Origin of the sequence: Tellurirhabdus rosea (genome assembly GCF_026278345.1) — a bacterium.
Taxonomy (GTDB): Bacteria; Bacteroidota; Bacteroidia; order Cytophagales; family Spirosomataceae; genus Tellurirhabdus; species Tellurirhabdus rosea.
In genome coordinates, this window is sequence record NZ_CP111085.1 from 130278 (window position 1) to 149404 (window position 19127).

Genomic DNA, 19127 nt, shown 5'->3' on the forward strand with positions numbered 1-19127 from the left:
GTCTACTGGCAAGATTCTCCTTCGAGTACGAAACTTTCTCCATCACGGCGCAGACGCAGACCGAGCGATTCGGCCGTAACGTTCAGCACATACTCCGCACTGTCGCGGTACTCAAAACTGGAATTCAGGCGGCAATCGGCCAGCGCCGGGTTGCCCAGCCTAATTTCGACGCGGTAGGTTTCGGAAAGCGTCCGGATGACGTCGGCCAGCCGTTCGTTGTCAAAGGTAATTTTTCCCGTCTGGTACGCCAGCGCATTGGGGTCGAGGCGGGGTGCTTTCCGGATGGTGTCCTTCGAGGCGTCGTAGGCGGCCTGTTCGTTTTTGGCCAGCACGATGCGCTGTTGGCGGACGGCAAACTGCACTTTCCCGGTTTTGACCGTCACGCGGACGTTCTCATCGTAGGCCCGGACGCCGAACGACGTTCCCAGCACCTGAACCGTGGCTCCTTTGGCCCGAATCCGGAAAGGCCGGGCCGGGTCCGGTTTCACGTCGAAAAAGGCTTCACCGCTCAGCACCACCTCGCGGCTGCTGTCGGCAAACATGGTGGGATAGCTCAGACGGCTGTTGCGGTTCAGCACCACGCGGCTGCCGTCGGGCAGAACCCGTTCGACGGTTTCCTGCCGACTGCTGACGGCCAGTTGCGGGGGCGGGCCTTCGGGCTGGGCCCGTTGCCAGACCGTCCACCCGATACCCAGCAGCAGCACGACCGCCGCCGCTACGCGCCAGTAGGTCCGCCAGCCGGGAGCGGGGCGGGAAGCCGGCATCGGCCGGACCACCGTTTCGGCGGGTGCCGCCTCCGTGGCGGGGCGGGCGGCTTCGGGCAACGCAGCCATTTTTCCTTTCAGCTTTAGCCAGGCGGCATCCGTATCCACCGGTGCGGGCGGCTGGGGAGCGGATTTGACCGACGAGGCGGCCTCCCAGATCCGGCTGAACCGTTCGTATTCGGCCCGATCGGTTTCGTTTTCCGAAAGCCCGCGACGAACCGCTGCCGATTCCTGCGAATCGGTTTCGCCCGCCAGGAATTTTCCAAGCAGGTCGTCGTTCATCCGGTTTTCGGGCTGTTCGGCCATAGTAAGGTAAACCTTTCGGTCAGGCTTTTACTAATTATAATCCGGGTTACATTAACCCTAAAAAGCTAAATTCAATCAACAGAAGCGGCAAATAATCAGCCAGTTCCGTCCGTAATATGCGCAATGCTTTTCCGATCTGATTTTCCACCGTTTTGATGGATAAACCAAGTCGTTCCGCAATTTCTCCGTATTTCAACTCTTCAAAACGACTCATTTCAAAAATAATCCGGCACTGGGTCGGCAATTTCTGAATGGCGTTCTGCAAGTGCACCGACAATTCATCGGCAATCAGGGTCTGGCTGGGTGCTTCGGCCGACTGCATCTGCAACTCGACCGAAGCCTGCTGCTGGTATTCGGCCTGTACGGCCGCATGCCGGATGCGGTTGAGACATCGGTTATGTACCGCCCGGTACAGGTACGATTTTAACGAAACCTGAATATCCAGCGTTTCCCGCTTTTCCCAGACCGTTAAAAACACGGCCTGCACCGTTTCTTCGGCATCGTCCCAGTCTTTCACGTACGTATAGGCGTATTGACAAAGCGCATTGTAAAACTGTCTGAACACCTGTTCAAACGTTTTTTCGTCGCCCTGCCGGATAGCGGTTAGTACGTCCTGTTCTGAGATTTGCACCGGAGAATATCGGTTTTTACGAGCGCAAATCTACACTTCTTTTTGGTTTGAACCCTACTTTCTACGCTATGACACGTGAACGGTCCATTCCCCCTATGAGCGGATACTCTTTTTTTCGGAGAGAAATCAATTTTATTTTAAAGGATTGTAATTCTTATTTCTATTTCAATAGATTTGCATCAATCATTCAATAACAATAACCAGTTTTTAAATTTAATTTTATGAAAGAACGGAAACTTCGCTTTTTCTCTCCGAACGAGAATGTGGAGAAAACGCAGAAAGTCAGTAAAAAAGAAGAGCCGCTTACCTGTTCAATTTCGCTGACCGGGCGCCTGGTTTTCCCGTTAAGTACTGCCGAACAACTCGGAATGACTGATGAGAATACGGACTATCGGATTGGTATGGAAGAAGGCAAAAGAAAAGTAAAATCTTTGTACCTCGTTCCGGCTGACACACAAGGCGATGATACGTTTAAATTTGTAAAAACGGGCCGCAGTTTCACCGTTCCCCTGCACGGAATTCTGAAAAGTCTGAATCTGGATTACACGACAACGCTGTTTACTTTTGCCGTTACTCCTTTCTCCTTTGGAAACGGGGTTTCCGGCCTTGAACTGAAACTGGCCGGTCAGGTTGAGCGCGAAAAGCGCGAGGGAGAACCGAAAAAACGCGGTCGCAAACCTCGTTCGGCAAGCGTGGATTCGGCCGAATAATTCACCCGGATTTTAACCCGCAAACCACCTTTCGAGGTGGTTTTTTTATGCCTTTAATTTTGCTGTTTGCCCGCGAAAGCCGCCCCAAAGTACCTCTGCAAAAAGGATAAATATCCGTTGATTTTTTGCCGGAAATGAGAAAAAAAGGCATAAAAAAAACCGCTCGTCGCGGTCTTCAAACTCCTGGCTCTTTTAGTTTTCGGTCAAAACAGCACGTAAATGGCAGAGAGGAAGGGATTCGAACCCTCGATACGCTTTAGACGTATACACACTTTCCAGGCGTGCTCCTTCAACCACTCGGACACCTCTCTGTTTGGACTGCAAATATAGGGATTGAATTGCAGAAACCAAGTTTTGTTGCCAATTGAACGAGAGGAAAACCCGTTTTCCTCCCGCACAAATCTACGCCAGGGTGGCGTCTACCGTGATTTTGGTATTGAACAGCTTCGAAATGGGGCAGTTTTTCTCGGCATCGGCCACCAGCTCATCAAACTGCGCTTTTTCGAGGCCCGGGACCACCGCCCGCACGGTCAGGTAAGAGCCGCTGATGCTTCCGCTCTCGGTATCGAGCGTGACGACACACTGGGTATCCAGCGAATCCGCCGTGAAGCCTGCCCCCTGGATGTTGAAGGCCAGTTTCATGGAAAAACAGCCTGCATGCGCGGCCGCGACCAGTTCCTCCGGGTTCGTGCCGACGCCGTCGGCAAAGCGGGTGTTAAAAGAATACTGGGTTTCGTTCAGCACCGTGCTGGCCGACGAAAGCGTTCCTTTTCCGTCTTTGCCGGAGCCTTCCCAATGGGCCGAGGCGCTGCGTTTGATCTGCATGGTAAGATGATTTTTTAGTGCGTGAATAGGTGAAGTCAATGATAAAAATCGGTGAAATATATAACAAAGCACCATTCTGAACGCCACTCGCCTGCGTTAATTTAGGGAACGAAATTACCTGCCTGTTTTATGTCGGTCAGCTTCTCGCAAATCGAAAGTTACGTACTCCGGAAACTTTACGCCCAGCCGGACCATAAAGCCACTTTTGCCCAACTTGCCGCCCAGTGCTATTACCCCGATCGGGAAATTCTGCCGCAACTCAAGACGTTGATTCAGAAAGAGTTCGTTGCCGTGGACGGCGAGCTTTACTTTATTCCGCCGACGGTGCTTCCTTTTTTCGACACCTGGGAAATTGACTGACATCACACTAGGCCGGCCTTTTGTGCCGTTCTTTGTGGAAGGACAAGCGGGCGTGGTGCGTCTGCCGGGAATGGTTCTATGTGACTCTTATGGTAGCAAGATGATTCACTTCTTATTTTTTATTCTGAATCCGGTTGTTTTTTTTACCATCGGGGGCGTCTGGCTGCTCTGCGTCGGCTGGGCTGCGTGGTCGAAGCGGGTTCATACCCTGGTCTACCTGACGCTTGCGCTCGGACTGCTGTTTTTTATGCGGCTGCCGGTGATTCTGTATAACGCCGAACTGAATCCGGACGAGAGCCAGATCATTGCCGGCGCCATTTCGCTGCTGCACGACCCGGTGTACTGGCGTTCGACCGACGAGGCGACCTCCGGTCCGCTGAACACCTATGCGCTGGTCTGGCCGGGCTGGTTCGGTTTGCCCATCGATTACCTGACGGCCCACCTGACCGGGGTGCTGCTCGCCGGAGGGGCCTGGCTGATGGTTTTTCTGGCCGTTCGAAACGTATACGACAACCGTACCGCCCGGTTTGCGCTGCTGCCCGCCCTGGCCCTGCTGGCCTCGACGCAGCACTTCGATTTCATCCATTATTCCAGCGAGCATCTGTCGCTGGGGCTGCTGGCGGCGGCCTGGCTGCTGCTCACCCGGTTCTACCGCCAACCCTCGGCACGTTTGCTGGCCGGCGTTGGCCTGCTGACCGGCATGGTGCCGTTTGCCAAGCTTCAGGCGGTTCCGGTGGCGCTGCTCACGGCGGCGGTCGGCTTTTTATTCGCCCTGTTTCAGCCCCGGCGCGGCCGCCATGTGAGCGCCCTGGTGGCGGGCGGACTAGCCTTTCCGGCGCTGGCGTTTGGACTTCTCATCGGCACTGGGCTGCTGAAGGAAATGCTGTTTTTCTACCTGATAGCCAACTCGCAGTACGCCGCTCACACCACGTTTCTCCAGTCCCTGGCCCGGTTTCCCGCCTTTTTGCTCCGGCAGCCGGAATACGCGGCCTACCTCCTGTCGATTCTGGCCATCGTGCTGGTGGGACTGCTTCAGGTGATCCGGAAAAAGGAGAAAATTCACTGGCAGGCAGTTGCCCTAATGGCAAGCCTGCTGCTGGTGAGCGCCTATTCGATTATCCGGCCGGGAACCGAGTACCAGCACTACCTTTTGCTGATGATTTTTCCCCTGACCCTGCTGCTGCCCGTTTTCCGGCGTCCGCAGACCGCTCCCTCGGCGGCTTTCTGCCTGCTGCTGATGGTGAGTTCACTGGCCGTTGCCGCCACCGCCGTTGGCATGCGTTATCCCAAAAACAACTTTGGCGCCGCCCAGCATCTGATCCAGCAAAAGCCCGTTTCGAAAGCCATTCTGACGTTCGCTTCGCCGGGCCAGCCTATCGTGATCTGGGGCTGGATGCCCAAATATTACGTCGAAACGCAGTGCCGCCAGGGCGTCAACGACGGCAACACCATCCGCTGCATTTTCGGCAGTCCGAATGTGCTTCACTCCTACCGGCGGCGGCTGATGAGGGACATGAGCCGGTCCAAACCGGTTTTGTTCATTGACGTCACCGGCCCCAACAGCATGTGGTTCAACGACCGGAAGCAGTTTGGCCACGAGGTCATCATGCCCGAACTGGGCGCTTACATCCGAAAACACTACGCCTACGTGGGTCTGGTGGACGACACGCGGCTGTACTTACGGAAAGACCTTGTCAAACCGGGCATCCTGGCGGCGCACCCGGCCGTCCGGTGGCAGAAATCTTCCTGAAAACCGGTTTAATGAGCCTGATTTAAGGTATTTTTTGCCGATTTTTGTCTTTGTAAAGGTATTCGCAACAATTGCGATAATGACTGACAAAGGCATGAAAAAACCGCTTTTCCGTTCTTCCACTTCCCAAAAATTTCTCCTGCTCGCGGCCCTGGCTGCGGGGCCGGTTATCGGGCTGGTCGGGTTTAAAGATGACCCTATCGGCAAACGGCTGAAACGGCTGGTCCCCGAAGAGGCCGCCCGCCTGGCCAAAACCATAGAAGCTACCGTCAAGCCGGAACTGGCCGAGGGGCTGACCCTCAAACTGTGGGGCGTGGATTCACTGGTTGCCGACCCGATTGCCATTAACGTGGACGATCTGGGCCGACTGTACTACACCCGAACCAACCGTCAGAAAAACTCGGAATTCGATATTCGCGGCCACCAGGATTGGGAGATCGAATCCCAGCGGCTTCAGACCATCGAAGAAAAACGGGCATTCCTCCGCCGGGTTCTCTCGCCGCAGAACAGCAAGAAAAATGAATGGCTGGCCGACCTCAACGGCGACGGCTCGCACGACTGGCGGGACATGACCGTTGAGAAAGAGCAGGTGTACCGGGTCGAAGACAGCAACAACGACGGCGTAGCGGACGTTTCCCGGCTGGTGGTCGAAGATTTTAACGACGAAGTCACCGACGTGGCCGGCGGCGTGCTGGCCAACGGCAACGATCTGTACGTGGCCGTCGGACCGGATCTGTGGCGGATGCAGGACAAGAACGGCGACGGAATTCCGGATCAGAAAACCTCCATTTCGCACGGATACGGCGTTCACATCGGCTTTGGCGGCCACGGCATGTCCAGCATCAAAATGGGTCCGGACGGCAAGGTGTACTGGCAGATCGGCGACATCGGCTTCAACGGAAAAGGGCCGGACGGGAAAAAGTGGGAACACCCCAACAGCGGCGTGATTGTCCGCTCCAACCCCGACGGGTCTGATTTCGAAGTGTTTGCCTACGGCGTCCGGAACACGCACGAATTTGTTTTTGACGAATACGGCAACCTGATCAGCGAAGATAACGACGGCGACCACCCCGGCGAACGCGAACGCCTGGTGTACATCGTCAACGGCTCGGACACGGGCTGGCGCAGCAACTGGCAGTACGGCAAATACCGCGACCCGAAAAACAACACGTACAAGGTCTGGATGGACGAGGGCATGTACAAACCCCGTTTTGAAGGACAGGCGGCCTACATCACGCCGACGCTGGCCAACTTTGTCAGCGGTCCCACGGGCTTCCTCTACAATCCGGGAACGGCCCTGAGTCCGAAATACAAGAACACGTTCTTCGTCGGCGAATTCGTCGGCAGCCCGGCCCGGTCCGGTATCCATGCTTTCAAGCTCAAGCCCAAAGGGGCCGGTTTTGAACTGGGCGAAACCAAGCGGATCATGGGCGGCGTTCTGGCGACGGGCACCGACTGGGGCCCGGACGGCAGCATGTACGTGGCCGACTGGATCAACGGCTGGGATGCCAAAAACTACGGCCGCGTCTGGAAACTCGACGATAAGGACGGGGCCAACTCGGCCGAGCGCCGGCTGACCCAGCAACTGCTGGCGGCGGACTTCACCAAGCTGGCCGAGGCCGAACTGGGCAACCACCTGCGGAATGCCGATATGCGCGTCCGCCAGAAAGCCCAGTTTGAGCTCGCCAAACGGGGTGCCAAAGGCTCGGCGATTTTCACCGCCGCCATCAAGCAGACCGACCACCAGCTGGCCCGCGTTCACGGAATCTGGGGACTGAGCCAGCTGGCCCGTCAGGACCAGAAATATGCGCAGGCCCTGCTGCCCCTGCTGACCGACAGCGATGCGGAAATCCGGGCCCAGGCCGCCAAATGGCTCGGCGACATCAGGCACAAAGAAGCCGGAGCCGCGCTGATGCCGCTTTTGAAAGACAGTACGCCCCGTGCCCGTTTCTTCGCCGCCGAGGCCCTCGGCCGCATTGCCTATGAACCGGCCGTTCAGCCCATTATTGCCATGCTGGAAGCGGCCAACGACGAGGACGTGTATCTGCGTCATGCCGGAAGCCTGGCGCTGGCCCGGATCGGAAAAGCGGAACCCGTATTGGCACTCGCCAAAAGCCCGTCGAAAGCCCTGCGCATCGCCGCGGTGGTGGCCCTGCGCCGGATGAACAACCCGGGCATAGCTGCATTCCTGAACGACAAGGACGAATTTGTGGTGACGGAAGCCGCCCGGGGCATCAACGACGACCTCTCGATTCCGGCGGCGCTGCCCGCCCTGGGGAATCTGCTGACGAGCACTTCATTCCAGAATGAACCGCTGATTCGCCGGGCCATCAACGCCAACCTGCGCGTCGGAACGCCGCAGGCCATGCAGAACCTGATCGATTACGCCGCCAAAGAAGGTGCTCCGGTCCTGATGCGGGCCGAGGCGATGGATGCTCTGAGCACCTGGTCCTCACCCTCGGTCATGGACCGCGTAGATGGCCGGTACCGGGGCGTCGTTACCCGTGACCCGGTGGCCGTCCGGACAAAATCCGCCGCGATGTACACCCAGTTGCTCACCGCCAGCGAACAGCCCCTGCGGATGAGCGCCGTAAGAGCGATTCAGAAACTGGGACTTACTCAGGCGTCTGGACCGCTGTTCGACCGCCTGAAAGCCGACCAGGACCCGACCATCCGGGCCGAGGCGCTACGGACGCTGGTCGCGCTGAACAATCCCCAGATTGGGAAAGCAATCGAACAGGCGCTTTCGGATAACGAAAAAAGCGTGCGCGTTGCCGGACTGGACCTCATCAGCAAGACCAGCATGCCGAAACCCGCCATGGTGACTCTGCTGACAAACGTGATCAACACCCGCACGACCGAGGAAAAGCAGGCGGCGCTGGTGACGCTGGGCAAACTGCCGGTCGCCAATACGCAGAAAGTGCTGGACGACCTGCTGGGCAAGCTTTCGGCCGGAACGCTGCCGACCGAAATCGGTCTGGAACTGGAAGAAGCCGTAGAAAACAGCAAATCGCCGCAGTTGAAAGCCCGTTACAAGACCATCATGGGCAAACTGTCGCCGGACGCGGCGCTGGCTTCGTACAAAGGCGCGCTTTCCGGCGGGGATGTCGCGGTCGGACGGCGCATCTTCTTCCGCCATCAAACGGCGCAGTGTATCCGCTGCCACTCGTACGACGATCTGGGCGGCAACGCCGGACCGCGCCTCAACGGAGTAGCCAGCCGACTGTCGCGGGAGCAGCTGCTCGAAGCGGTCATCAATCCGAGCGCCCGCATTGCGCCGGGCTTCGGGGAGCAGGGCCAGCCGTCGAGTATGCCCGACATGAAGTATCTGCTGTCGAAGCGGGAAATCCGCGATGTGGTCAGCTTCCTGGCTACGTTGAAAGAGGAAAAAGAGAAGCAGTAATAAAAAAAGGGACGCCTCTCGGGGCGTCCCTTTTTACGTTTATGAACCGGAATCGTTAATTCATCTTCACGGGCTGGAGGTTGCCGCTTCCGGATGCGATCACGTTCCCGCTTCCGGAAGCAATCACATTGCCACTCCCGGACGCAATTACGTTGCCGCTTCCGGATGCGATCACGTTGCCGCCCGTCACCGAACGAAGCTGACTGGCCAATCCCGGACTCAGCAACGAGGTCGTCACCGGACCCAGATTCTGATTCGAAAGGACGTTATTCTCCCGCGTGCCCCGTCCCAGGCGTCTGTTTGTTTCCAGCCGGGCCACCAGTTGGTCGTACGTAATATCCCCCACACCCTGCCAGTACTGAATTTCGGCCGCTGACGCCGCCCGGCCATATACCTTCTGGAATGCGTTGGTCACCAGCCCGCTCCGGTCGCGGCCCCGCATGTACGAAACGTGGCGATCCATCATCTCGCTAAACGTCGGGCGGTCTTTCAGATGGTTCCTTATCTGGTCGTCAGAAGTGCCGACGCCGTAGGCGCTGATGTACGAACGAGCAATGGCCTGATAGGCTTCCTCCGCCGACTGCCGTAGAAAGTTTCGGTGTCCTTCGACCCGCTGGACCAGATTCTGGTCGGGCTGACTCATCCAGTAGCTCAACTCAGCCGCATTCGGGTGTCGCCCAAAGGCCACGTAGTAACTTAACTGAATTGTTCCTTCCTTGGTCTGGCAGAACCCCGGCAGCAAGCCGCCGACCAGCAGCATACACGATAACAGAACTTTTTTCATAAGGCGATCTAGTTGGGATAAAAAAACGGACACGCAGGTAGTCAGGGAATGTTGAAGTAGGCATACTGCAGATCGGCCCCAAACGCATTGGCGAGATCCGGAACCTGGCCATCCCAGCTCAGGGCGATGGCTGGTTTGCCCTCGTCGTTGTTCCGGCCTTTGGTATAATACAGCCCGGTGAAAGCGGTGAGGCTGCCGGTAATAAAGCGCAGCACTTTGGTGGCCGGATTGTAGCGGTACGTTCCCACTTTGTCGTATAGCTGGTAGCGATTGCGGTCCAGTAGCCTGAATTCATACTGAAATTTGAAACGCCGGCCGTCAGACTGGTACACGCTGTAGGTACCAAGGGGCGGATCGGCCGGGGCAGCTTTGGTCTGAGGCATTGGTTCGGGTGCCGGGGCTCCGGACAGGCGGTACTGGCTACCGTTCATCCGCATGCGCAGCGATCCACTCAGGACGAAGGAATTCACCGTACCCCGGACCGTCAGGGGCTGTCCTTTGGCTAGTCGATCCAGGGCTGCCGCGTCCACACTGTTGGTCGGGAAGCGTACATCGAGCGTAATCTTCCGGTTCAGCACGGACTTTTCGTTCACCACCAGTTCCAGCAGTTTGAACTCCTGATTCGTTGAGTAATCCCGGTCGGTACTGATAATGTCCAGGTGTCCCGTCACCTCAAGCGTCTGGCCCTTGTATTTGGTGTAAAACGCATCCTTGCTGGCATAGCGGTCCCATTCGGCTTCGAGTTGTGCAATGGTCAGGGATTGAGCACTCACTGACCCGATTCTGCCCAACAGGCCAAGCAGCAGCCAGGTCATAAGTTTTTGTCGATACAGGCTCATAACGAAAACAGGTCGATGGTGCTCAAACCAATCAGCAGCAAGCCCATTACGGCGCACGTCAGCGGCCCGACGAGGTTCCCGCTCCTGGCATCGACACGGGCATCTTCCGGGCGTTGCGGATTGTACCAGACGGTGGTCGTAGTGCCAACCGGAAACCGGGCAGGATTGACGTTGAGGGCGTTTCGGAATTCAACCCATTGGTTTCCATACTGAAACCGGACTACCGGGTAGTGCAGTACGGTGATATCGCCTTCACTATCGGTTGATTCTTTTTCCTGAAGTTCCATAATCTGGCCGGTGGCTGTTTGGGCGGTGGCCATCCAATGCTGCCCCCGGCGGTGGAGGTAATAGCCCAGCGCCAGCAGCAGTAGACCGAGCGTGAGTAAGGTAATGCCCATGCGTTCGTGATAGAGAATAGTTGGTCTTTTGTTCTGACAAAGCTCTTCTTTTGCGGGCAGGTGCGCCATACGGCGGTTGTCGTATTTTCGTACGTGTCACCTTTCCTGCCGGTTTTCGGCTCGCTTCTGCGGCTGTTCATTGAAAATCCCATCATTTGTCCCTAGAATTGTCAATCCGTTTTGTAGCCATGCCTTTTTTTCTTATTCCGTTGTTCCTGCTGGCAGCGGTTCTGTCCGCCGCCGGGCGTTCCGGCCCCGCCCGTTCGCTGCCGGGCAACGGCCAGTTTGAGGCGCAGGGACGGGTCTATTTCCTGCCGGATTCTTCGCATCGGCTAAGTCTGGCAGATGTCCGGCAGACTTCTGGGCGGTTTCGGCCGGTCCGGACCCCGATTGTGCAGTTGGGCAGCAGCCGTTTTCCGTACTGGCTGCGTTTTGTGGTCGCCAATCCGACCTCGCACCGCGTTTCCCTGATGCTGGAAATCGACAATCCGTTCATTGATTCCCTGCGGTTCTTCGGCACTTCGTCCGGTCAGGCTACCTCTCTTGGCTGGTCGGTGCTGCCCCTCCACCGGCCATTTTTTCACCGAAACCCGCTCCAGCGCATGGACCTCGAACCGCACGAAACCCGAACGGTCTACGTGCGGGCGCTGGCACTCGGTCAGCCGCTAATCGTTCCGATTCGGCTCTGGACACTGCACGACTTCTGGGTTCACGATCACCGTGAGCAGGTGTTCTGGGGCTGGATTATCGGCATGTTTGGCTGGATTGTGTGCCTCAGTGGTGGCCTTTGGCTGATCCTCCGCGAACGGGTTTATGCGCTGTATGGGTTCTACGGCCTGACTACGCTGCTTTTTCTGACGGCCCGCGAAGGTCTTTGGCTGGAATGGCTGGACTGGACCGATTATGGCCTGCTTTCGGCCCGCAACCTGCGGCACGCCTGCAATTACGTCACGGTGGTGGCCACACTCCTGTTTATCCGACAGTATGTGCTACTGCCCGTCTGGAACCGGGCGAGCGTCCGGCGGGTCTTCTGGTTTGCTTTGGGGGCCGCTCTTTACGACTTGGGGCTACTGCTGACGGGCCGCTGGTTCGAAGACGTTTATCTCCGGCACCTGACCTGGGCCGCGCCCATGTTCAGCTTCTGCTACCTCGTTTCGGTGGTTTCGGCCTACGGCCTGGTGCTCTGGACTGCCTTTGACCCCGGCCAACGCCCCCGCCCACCTTTCTGGTCCGACCCTGCCCGAACCTACCTGCTCAGTGTGGCCCCGCTCTTCCTGCACAGCGTTCTGGGCATTCTGCGCAACTACGCACTTGTCCCGGACCACCTGTTGCTCCGCTCGGAAGGCACCGCCCTCTCGCTGGTTACCGAACTGGTCATTCTCAGCATCGGACTGGGGTTTCGGTACAAACGCCTTGCCGACGACCGACAGCGGCTGACCGAAGAAACCTACCGGCAGCAGCAGCGGGCCGCTCAGGCACAACTTCAGTTGCAGCAACAGGCGCTCGAGGCCCTGGAGGCACAACTCCGCCTCAAACAGGAAAAGGAACGCATCGCCCGCGACCTCCACGACCATGTAGGCTCCCAACTATCGTTGATCGCCACTTCGCTGGATCACCTGGTACACGACTCGACCGATCCCAAACTCGAAAAGCGGGTCACGCCCGTCAGCGACTACGCCCGTGACGCTATCCAGAGCCTGCGCGATACGATCTGGGCCATCCATCAGGAAACCGTGCCGCTGTCCGAATTGAAAATTAAGTTTCAGCAGTATCTGAACCGGTTACGCGATGTGGCCGAAGGCTGCGAACTGACACTCCGGGTTGATGGCCCTTTCCGGACTCCCCTTTCAGCGATTCAGGCGCTCAACCTGTTTCGCATTTTGCAGGAGGCGACTCATAATGCCTTAAAACACGCCCGGGCCGGCCGGATTGTGGTTACCTGTCAGCTGCATCCGGAAACCGGCCAATTGACACTTGATGTGGTGGATAATGGATGCGGCTTTGTTCCGGATAATCTCCCCGCCGGTCGGCCCCATTACGGCCTGCTGAACATGGAACACCGCGCCCGGGAGCTAGGCGGCCAGGCTACCATTCAATCGATACCCGGGCAAGGCAGCCAAGTGCGCGTAACGATTCCTGTTCCTGAAACCAAAGCTGCCCAGAATACGGCAACCACCGTATAGGTTTCGGACAAAACAAGTTTCAACTTTGCTTTTCACCCTGTTTTTTGCCCCATCATGGCCATTCCGATTGCCCTAGTTGATGACAATTCCTCGCTGCTTCGCTCCATTGGTACAAACCTGCGGGCGTTTTCGGAAGTAGAACTTCTGTTTACGGCCACAGACGGTGCGTCGGCGGTGAGCCTCGCGCGGCAGCATCGGCCGCAGGTGATTCTGATGGACATCGAAATGCCAATTATGGACGGAATTGCCGCCACGGCAGCTGTCCGGACCGAGCTACCGGGCTGCAAGGTTATTATGCTCACCGTATTTGACCGGGATGACAAACTGTTTGAGGCCATCAAAGCCGGAGCGTCGGGGTATTTGCTGAAGGATGAGCGCCCGTACCGGCTTGTGCAGGCGATTGAAGAGGTGCTCGATGGCGGTGCCCCGATGTCGCCGGGAATTGCTCTGAAAACGCTGGAACTCCTCCGCCGCCAGAGGATTGAGGACGGGCCGGGTCCCCGAAGGCTGGAAACCTGCCTGCCGCTGAAAGCCTACGACCTCACCAATCGGGAAGAGGAAATTCTGGAACTGCTGGTAGAGGGTCTCAGTCCAGCGCAGATTGGCGACCGGCTGTTTATCAGCCCCGCTACCGTTCGGAAACATATCGAGAATTGCTACCAGAAACTACACGTCCACAGCCGCCTGGAAGCCATCCGGCTGGCCGAACGAAACCGTTTTTTTGGTTGAACACGGGTTTTCAAAAACTTCTCCGTTCATCGGGTGGTTGCGGACGTATGAACTCGAAACAATCCGAACGCAAACTGACCGACTCCGACGTTGACCGCATCATCGAAATGGCCTGGGAAGACCGCACGCCGTTCGACGCCATTGAAGCCCAGTTTGGGTTGACGGAGGCGGAAGTAATCGCCCTGATGCGTCGGGAGCTGAAACCGGCTTCGTGGCGACGCTGGCGGGAGCGGGTGCAGGGCCGGGCCACGAAACACCGGACGCTTTCGGCCGTCGATGATGCCCGCTTTAGGTCCAGTCGGCAGCGGGCCGTGTCGCACAACCGGGTCGCCAAGCGGTGAAAACAAGAGAACGCTGATAACGCAGATGGGGCAGATTTACACAAATTTTCTCTGCGTAAATCTGCCCCATCTGCGTTATCAGCGTTCCTTACCTCGCCGCCGTTCCTTTCGTTTCGGCAACGACCTTCATTACGCCGTTCATCAGCCGCCAGTGGCCGGGAAAGGTACAAACGAAGGGGTAATCGCCGGGTTTGGCCGGGGCTATAAACTTCAGGCGGTACGTCTGGTCGGGGTTGACCAGCGGGGAAGCCGCTACCACCTGCGGAATGGCCGGAACATAATTCTTCTCGGCTCCGTCTTTCGCCGTGATCATCTTGTCGGCCGCCGCCCCGATGACGTTTGTCGTACCCGGCTGCCCGATCACGAGGTTATGCTGCATGGCATCCGGGTTTTCGAGGATGATTTCCACCGGCTTCCCGGCCGTTACCGAAAACTCCTTCTTGTCGAACTGCATCGCCTCCCGGACCGCTTTGATGCGAATCACCTGCACGTTCGGGTCTTCCTTTTCCAGCGACTGAACGCCCCAGGCGGGCAGCAGACGGCTCATCCGTTCGCGGCTGTCGTCCGGCAGCGACTGGGTCAGGCTGGCGACGAACGCCTTGTCGGCCTCGGCAACGGTAGCCCTCCGGCGCGGATTCCAGCCGTCGAGCACGCCTTTGGTCAGGGCTTTGCCGTATTCCGGAGCAAGCTTCCCGGCCAGCCGGAGCATCGCCACGGCGGAGTCTACCGGCTGAACGGCTACGTACGAACGGATGGCCCGCTCCAGCGCATAGGCCGTCAGGTTCTTCGGCATCTCGTAGACCAGTTTCGTCGTAAACGAATTGTTGTTTTCGTTGGACTCGGCAATGCCGTTTTCGCGGTCCAGAACCGCCGAAATGGTGAACGTGCCGGGCTGGTCAGAGCCGAAGGACAGTGGGCCGACCCAGGGGCCGTTGTTGCCCTGCTCGATGGAGCCTTTTTCGCCCGAAGCGAGTCCTTTGGTAAACTGCACACTCGTCAGGTTCACCAGACGGCCTTCGCCCTGAATCCGCATGTTCATCGGCACCACGGTTCCCGCGGGTAGGGCTGCCCCGCCCCGGTTCTGGATGTCCACGACCAGCCGGACGTTTTCGCGCAACGCCGGTTTGGCCGGTTCCATCCGGATACCTGTGATGGCCAGGTCCGGTTTGTCACCGCTGAAAGAAGCGGTCGCCTCGGTCGCTTTGCTGTTGGTTCCCGCCGACATGGCCGCATGGTCGTGGTGGCCGTTGGTGCCGGCCATCTGCTCCGACGAGCCTTTCTGCGCTACCTGAGCCAGATAAGAGCGCCGCAGTTTACCGCCGTGGCTGTTCAGCACCACAGCGAAGGCGTCGGGCATCCAGCGGTCGTCTACTTCCTTGGCGTTCTCGAAACGGGCCAGCAGGGCCTTTTCGGAAGCCGGAGTCAGCGGCATTTCGGTTAGGGCCAGCAGGCTGTTGAGCACCACCACCGGCTCCTTGTCTTCCAGCATTTTCTGCGACAACAGGGGCTCGACGGATGCGGCCGTGCGCGGCATCACCTGAACGGTAGTCTTCCGGACACCGGCGCAGGGGTGCGTCAGACCGGCGGTCACCACTTCCGGGCTTAGTTCGACGCCCAGACCCTGCAGGGTCCAGAGGGCGTGGATCGCCGCCGGATTGATGCCGATTTCATCGACGGATTTGTCTTTGACCAGTTCCACAAGTTGCGGCACCACGTCTTTCTGACCCCGCTCGACCAGCAGGCGCTGGGCCGTTTGCCGCCAGAACATATTGTTGTTTTTCAGGGCCGCCACGAGTTCCTGCGGGCGGTCCTTGCTCAGGCTCAGTGGCTGGTAAGCCGGGGCTTTTTTGTACGAAACCCGGTAAATCCGGCCGTGGGTAAAATCCCGCAAATCCGTTTCGTAGGCGTTGCCGGAGCCGTTTTTGGCCCCTTTCGGCGTCGGGTTATGCTGGATGATGAAGCTGTACCAGTCGGCGACCCAGACGGCCCCGTCGGGTCCCACTTCGGCAAATACGGGCGACACCCATTCGTCGGCGCCCGCCAGCAGGTTGAACCCTGAGCCCGGCACCAGTTCGGTATCTTCGTAGTTTGTGCCCCGTTTTTCCATCACGTTCTGGTGCACGATATGGCCCGTCGGTTCGCAGACGAAAGCCACGCGGTTCCAGTACGGTTTGGGGAAAGCCCGCGCCGTGTAGAAATTGTGGCCCGCCGCCGCCGTGAAGCCGCCGAACACGTCTACCTGCCGCACCTTGCCCGTGATGGGCTTCATGTCCTTGTGGGAGTCGGTGCTCCGGCTGCCGTTGTCCACCGCCGCATCGGGCCGGCCGGTCGCCGACAGGAAGTTCCGGTTCGGAATCGCCATGTACCAGCCGTGGGAGTTGTTGGCCGTGGAGCCGAAAACGTCGCCGGTTTCGTTAAAAGCAAAACCCCAGGTGTTGTTCGAAGTCGCCGTCACAAACTCAAGCTGCGAGCCGTCGGGCCGGAACCGGAAGAAACCCTGTCCGAACTTCACCGAGTCGGCACCCACTTTGCCCCGGAAGCCGGAATAGCCCACGCTGCCCCAGATCCAGTTGTCGAAGCCGTAATGCAGATTGCTCGGCCCGGCATGGGTGTCGTACGTACCGAAGCCGGTGAAGAGCACTTTCCGCTCGTCCGCCTTATCGTCCCCGTTCGCATCACGGAGGTACAGCATGTGCGGCGCCTGCGAGACGATCAGTCCGCCGTTGTAAGCCACCATGCCGGTCGGGATGCTCAGGCCCTCCGCCCAGCGGGTAAACTTGTCGGCCTTACCGTCTTTGTTGGTGTCTTCGCAAAGCAGGATGTAGTCGCTGCCGCCGGTTTCCTTGCGTTCGTTAGGGTAATCTCTGGTAATCAGCACATAAAGCCGTCCGCGCTCGTCCCAGGTCATGGCGATGGGGTGCATCACGTTCGGTTCGCTGGCGTACAGGTCAAGGTTGAAATCGACCGGCACCTGGATGTGCTTCATGGACTCTTCGGGCGACAGGGCCAGCTGTTGCTGCTGCGGTCCCGGGCGCTTTTCGTAGTTCGGCAGGTTCGCTTCGCGGAAGGCAAACGGCTGCGGGTTCAGCCCGTCGTGCAGGGCTTTCACCTGGTCGCCGACCGCCCACAGAATGCCATTTTCGAGCAATTTCTGGAAACCGGGATTGTCCCAGGTCCGCTCGTCATGCCCGTAAGCCGTGTAGAAAACGCGGCCTTTGCCGTAGGAACGCGTCCAGGTGTAGGGTTCCACCGACTGACCGGGCTTGTCTTTAGCCTGGTCGGCCCGGATTTCGCGTTCGGTCAGGACGTTGTTGTCGGGCTGAAGTTTGCTGTGCAGGTACGTTTCGTCGTACACCTTGAACTTCTGCACGCCCATCATGACCGGATGATCCGTCTGTTTGAAGACCGGCTGGATGGTATCCATGCGGTGCCGCCAGAACTGTCCGCCGACCATTTTCACGTATTCCTCCGAATTCCGGAAACAGAAAGAGGCACAGTGTACCGGAATGAGACCTTTGCCCGAGGCGACGTAATCCAGCAGCGCCTTTTCCTGCGCGGGCGGCAGGCTATCCCAGTTGGCGTAGATCAGCAGCCCGTCGTATTTGGACAGGGTCTCGGGGTTCAGATCGGCCAGATTGTCGGTGTACGTCAAATTGATACCCCGGTTGCCAAGCGCCGCCATCAGGGACGGGACGCGTTCGGCGGGCCGGTGGTGGCCCCGGTCACCGAGAAACAGGATCTCGGTTCGGCGGGGCCTTTCGCGGTTCTGTTCTGACTGCTGTGCCGCCTGACGAGCGCAGGCAACCAACAGAAGCAGAGAGAGCAGGGTTAAGAGTAAATTTTTCATCAGTTTTTTTAGAATTGAATGGCATGGGGTGGTGTCTCCCGCCGCGGCGGACCTACCGTTCGTCCGCGGGAAACAGCCCCTCGTTACCCCGCGTAATCGGGGCTAAGTACATTTTTGAAATCCGGAATTTTGATCAGTTTGCCGCCCTGCATCGCCGACTCATGCGCCAGAATGCCGACGCTGGTCCAGTTGGCGGACTGTGCGGCATTCGGGAACGGGTCGCGGTCGTTCACCAGCGCCGACAGGAACTCATGCACCATGTGCGGGTGTGAGCCGCCATGTCCTCCGCCCTGCGTAAACGACAGGTGCTGGCTTTCGTCGGCGTCGTAAACGCCTTTGGTCGTGAACCGCTGAATCGGTTCGGGCAGCAGCCGGGCGTAGTCCGGGACGGTCACCTGCTCCGGAATTTCCGGTTCGGGCTTCTTGGCGGTATGGATCACCGGCCGGTCGTGCTCCATCAGCTGCCATTCGAAGGACTTTTTATCGCCGTACACTTCAAAGCTTTCGCGGTACTGGCGGGCGACGTCGAACAGCGAGCGGTAGACGTGGGCCGACAGATCGCTGTCCCGGAATTTGATGTGGGCCGATTCAACCGCAAAGGGCGAGTTGTGGATGGCCGCCAGGTCGGGCCGGATGGTGCCGGAGCCAAAGCACGACACGTACTCGGCTTCGAGGCGCAGCAGCCCGGCGACGGGTCCTACGCAGTGCGTGGCGTAGTGCATCGGCGGCAGCCCCGGCCAGTAGTCCGGCCAGCCGTCCATGTCCTGCTGGTGAGAGGCTTTCAGGAACTGGACCTTGCCCAGCTCGCCGTTTTCGTATAACTCCTTGACGAAGAGAAACTCCCGGCTGTAGACCACCGTTTCCATCATCATGTATTTCTTCCCGGTTTCCTGAACGGTCCGGACGATCTCGGCGCATTCCTCGACCGTTGTGGCCATCGGAACGGTGCAGGCTACGTGTTTTCCGGCCCGCAGCGCCTTCAGGCTCTGCTCGGCATGGTTGGGAATGGGTGAGTTGATGTGTACCGCGTCGATGTTCGGGTCGGCCAGCAGTTCATCGTAGTTACTGTACCGCTTTTCAATGCCAAACAGATCTCCGATCTTGTTCAGGCTTTCCTCATTACGCTGGCAGATGGCGTACATGTTGGCGTTCGGGTGACGCTGATAGATGGGGATGAATTCCGCCCCGAAGCCGAGGCCGACGATGGCAATGTTGATGGTTTTCATGGGTTTATTATAATATTGAGTGGATGAGTGA

Annotated in this window: 15 protein-coding genes and 1 tRNA gene; 7 read left to right on the forward strand and 9 right to left on the reverse strand. The window is 58.2% G+C overall.

The window, feature by feature from the left end; translation table 11 throughout:
• Positions 1-2 precede the first annotated feature (2 nt).
• Together ORG26_RS00535 and ORG26_RS00540 are read right to left on the reverse strand one after the other, a co-directional pair.
• Positions 3-1070 (reverse strand): FecR family protein, encoded by a 1068-nt coding sequence (locus tag ORG26_RS00535; protein WP_266366345.1) that lies wholly within the window; start codon positions 1068-1070, stop codon positions 3-5.
• Between the two features lie 46 nt (positions 1071-1116).
• Entirely contained in the window at positions 1117-1701 is a 585-nt protein-coding gene (locus ORG26_RS00540; RefSeq protein WP_266366347.1) for an RNA polymerase sigma-70 factor, read from the reverse strand.
• Between the two features lie 221 nt (positions 1702-1922).
• On the opposite strand from ORG26_RS00540, the gene ORG26_RS00545 reads away from it, so the two are divergent.
• Positions 1923-2411 (forward strand): hypothetical protein, encoded by a 489-nt coding sequence (locus ORG26_RS00545; RefSeq protein ID WP_266366349.1) that lies wholly within the window; start codon positions 1923-1925, stop codon positions 2409-2411.
• 220 nt (positions 2412-2631) lie between these two features.
• On the opposite strand, the gene ORG26_RS00550 is transcribed toward ORG26_RS00545, so the two are convergent.
• Together ORG26_RS00550 and ORG26_RS00555 are read right to left on the reverse strand one after the other, a co-directional pair.
• Positions 2632-2722 (reverse strand) — tRNA-Ser (locus ORG26_RS00550).
• Between the two features lie 91 nt (positions 2723-2813).
• Positions 2814-3236, reverse strand: a complete 423-nt coding sequence (locus ORG26_RS00555; protein WP_266366351.1) for an OsmC family protein — start codon at positions 3234-3236, stop codon at positions 2814-2816.
• A gap of 129 nt (positions 3237-3365) precedes the next feature.
• On the opposite strand from ORG26_RS00555, the gene ORG26_RS00560 reads away from it, so the two are divergent.
• The 3 genes from ORG26_RS00560 to ORG26_RS00570 all read left to right on the forward strand — a co-directional run bounded on the left by ORG26_RS00560 (position 3366) and on the right by ORG26_RS00570 (position 8749).
• A complete protein-coding gene (locus ORG26_RS00560; RefSeq protein WP_266366353.1) occupies positions 3366-3596 on the forward strand; it encodes a hypothetical protein in 231 nt (76 codons plus the stop codon).
• Between the two features lie 100 nt (positions 3597-3696).
• Positions 3697-5346 carry an MIP/aquaporin family protein gene (locus tag ORG26_RS00565; protein WP_266366355.1) on the forward strand — a complete coding sequence of 550 codons (1650 nt, stop codon included), beginning with the start codon at positions 3697-3699 and terminating at the stop codon, positions 5344-5346.
• A 94-nt stretch (positions 5347-5440) separates the two neighbouring features.
• Positions 5441-8749 carry a HEAT repeat domain-containing protein gene (locus ORG26_RS00570; protein ID WP_266366357.1) on the forward strand — a complete coding sequence of 1103 codons (3309 nt, stop codon included), beginning with the start codon at positions 5441-5443 and terminating at the stop codon, positions 8747-8749.
• Between the two features lie 55 nt (positions 8750-8804).
• Here ORG26_RS00570 and ORG26_RS00575 read toward each other — a convergent pair whose 3' ends face one another.
• Genes ORG26_RS00575 through ORG26_RS00585 form a run of 3 tightly spaced genes read right to left on the reverse strand, consistent with a single transcriptional unit; the run spans position 8805 to position 10839 of the window.
• Complete coding sequence (locus ORG26_RS00575) at positions 8805-9533, reverse strand: hypothetical protein (RefSeq protein WP_266366359.1); 729 nt, start codon at positions 9531-9533, stop codon at positions 8805-8807.
• Positions 9534-9574: 41 nt separating this feature from the next.
• The gene (locus ORG26_RS00580; protein WP_266366361.1) at positions 9575-10348 is read right to left on the reverse strand and encodes a hypothetical protein; all 774 of its coding nucleotides are present in this window, start codon (positions 10346-10348) and stop codon (positions 9575-9577) included.
• A gap of 20 nt (positions 10349-10368) precedes the next feature.
• A complete protein-coding gene (locus ORG26_RS00585; RefSeq protein WP_266366363.1) occupies positions 10369-10839 on the reverse strand; it encodes a DUF3592 domain-containing protein in 471 nt (156 codons plus the stop codon).
• Positions 10840-10958: 119 nt separating this feature from the next.
• On the opposite strand from ORG26_RS00585, the gene ORG26_RS00590 reads away from it, so the two are divergent.
• Genes ORG26_RS00590 through ORG26_RS00600 form a run of 3 tightly spaced genes read left to right on the forward strand, consistent with a single transcriptional unit; the run spans position 10959 to position 14023 of the window.
• The gene (locus ORG26_RS00590) at positions 10959-12953 is read left to right on the forward strand and encodes a 7TM-DISM domain-containing protein (RefSeq protein WP_266366365.1); all 1995 of its coding nucleotides are present in this window, start codon (positions 10959-10961) and stop codon (positions 12951-12953) included.
• A gap of 54 nt (positions 12954-13007) precedes the next feature.
• Entirely contained in the window at positions 13008-13682 is a 675-nt protein-coding gene (locus ORG26_RS00595; RefSeq protein WP_266366367.1) for a response regulator, read from the forward strand.
• Positions 13683-13729: 47 nt separating this feature from the next.
• Positions 13730-14023, forward strand: coding sequence for a TIGR03643 family protein (locus ORG26_RS00600; protein WP_266366368.1), 294 nt, complete (start codon positions 13730-13732; stop codon positions 14021-14023).
• An 88-nt stretch (positions 14024-14111) separates the two neighbouring features.
• Here the strand turns inward: ORG26_RS00600 and ORG26_RS00605 are convergent, their stop codons facing one another.
• Both ORG26_RS00605 and ORG26_RS00610 read right to left on the reverse strand, forming a co-directional pair.
• Positions 14112-17870, reverse strand: a complete 3759-nt coding sequence (locus tag ORG26_RS00605; protein WP_266366369.1) for a PVC-type heme-binding CxxCH protein — start codon at positions 17868-17870, stop codon at positions 14112-14114.
• An 83-nt stretch (positions 17871-17953) separates the two neighbouring features.
• Positions 17954-19096: a Gfo/Idh/MocA family protein gene (locus tag ORG26_RS00610; RefSeq protein ID WP_266366370.1), complete on the reverse strand. Its 1143-nt coding sequence runs from the start codon at positions 19094-19096 to the stop codon at positions 17954-17956.
• Between the last annotated feature and the right edge of the window lie 31 nt (positions 19097-19127).

What these genes read in the sequence shown, in the direction of transcription:
- ORG26_RS00570 (WP_266366357.1), top strand. Translation starts at nt 5,441, where the DNA reads ATGAAAAAACCGCTTTTCCGTTCTTCCACTTCCCAAAAATTTCTCCTG.
- ORG26_RS00600 (WP_266366368.1), top strand. Translation starts at nt 13,730, where the DNA reads ATGAACTCGAAACAATCCGAACGCAAACTGACCGACTCCGACGTTGAC.
- ORG26_RS00555 (WP_266366351.1), bottom strand. Translation starts at nt 3,236, where the DNA reads ATGCAGATCAAACGCAGCGCCTCGGCCCATTGGGAAGGCTCCGGCAAA.
- ORG26_RS00605 (WP_266366369.1), bottom strand. Translation starts at nt 17,870, where the DNA reads ATGAAAAATTTACTCTTAACCCTGCTCTCTCTGCTTCTGTTGGTTGCC.
- ORG26_RS00580 (WP_266366361.1), bottom strand. Translation starts at nt 10,348, where the DNA reads ATGACCTGGCTGCTGCTTGGCCTGTTGGGCAGAATCGGGTCAGTGAGT.
- ORG26_RS00545 (WP_266366349.1), top strand. Translation starts at nt 1,923, where the DNA reads ATGAAAGAACGGAAACTTCGCTTTTTCTCTCCGAACGAGAATGTGGAG.
- ORG26_RS00535 (WP_266366345.1), bottom strand. Translation starts at nt 1,070, where the DNA reads ATGGCCGAACAGCCCGAAAACCGGATGAACGACGACCTGCTTGGAAAA.
- ORG26_RS00575 (WP_266366359.1), bottom strand. Translation starts at nt 9,533, where the DNA reads ATGAAAAAAGTTCTGTTATCGTGTATGCTGCTGGTCGGCGGCTTGCTG.
- ORG26_RS00565 (WP_266366355.1), top strand. Translation starts at nt 3,697, where the DNA reads ATGATTCACTTCTTATTTTTTATTCTGAATCCGGTTGTTTTTTTTACC.
- ORG26_RS00595 (WP_266366367.1), top strand. Translation starts at nt 13,008, where the DNA reads ATGGCCATTCCGATTGCCCTAGTTGATGACAATTCCTCGCTGCTTCGC.
- ORG26_RS00585 (WP_266366363.1), bottom strand. Translation starts at nt 10,839, where the DNA reads ATGGCGCACCTGCCCGCAAAAGAAGAGCTTTGTCAGAACAAAAGACCA.
- ORG26_RS00610 (WP_266366370.1), bottom strand. Translation starts at nt 19,096, where the DNA reads ATGAAAACCATCAACATTGCCATCGTCGGCCTCGGCTTCGGGGCGGAA.
- ORG26_RS00560 (WP_266366353.1), top strand. Translation starts at nt 3,366, where the DNA reads ATGTCGGTCAGCTTCTCGCAAATCGAAAGTTACGTACTCCGGAAACTT.
- ORG26_RS00590 (WP_266366365.1), top strand. Translation starts at nt 10,959, where the DNA reads ATGCCTTTTTTTCTTATTCCGTTGTTCCTGCTGGCAGCGGTTCTGTCC.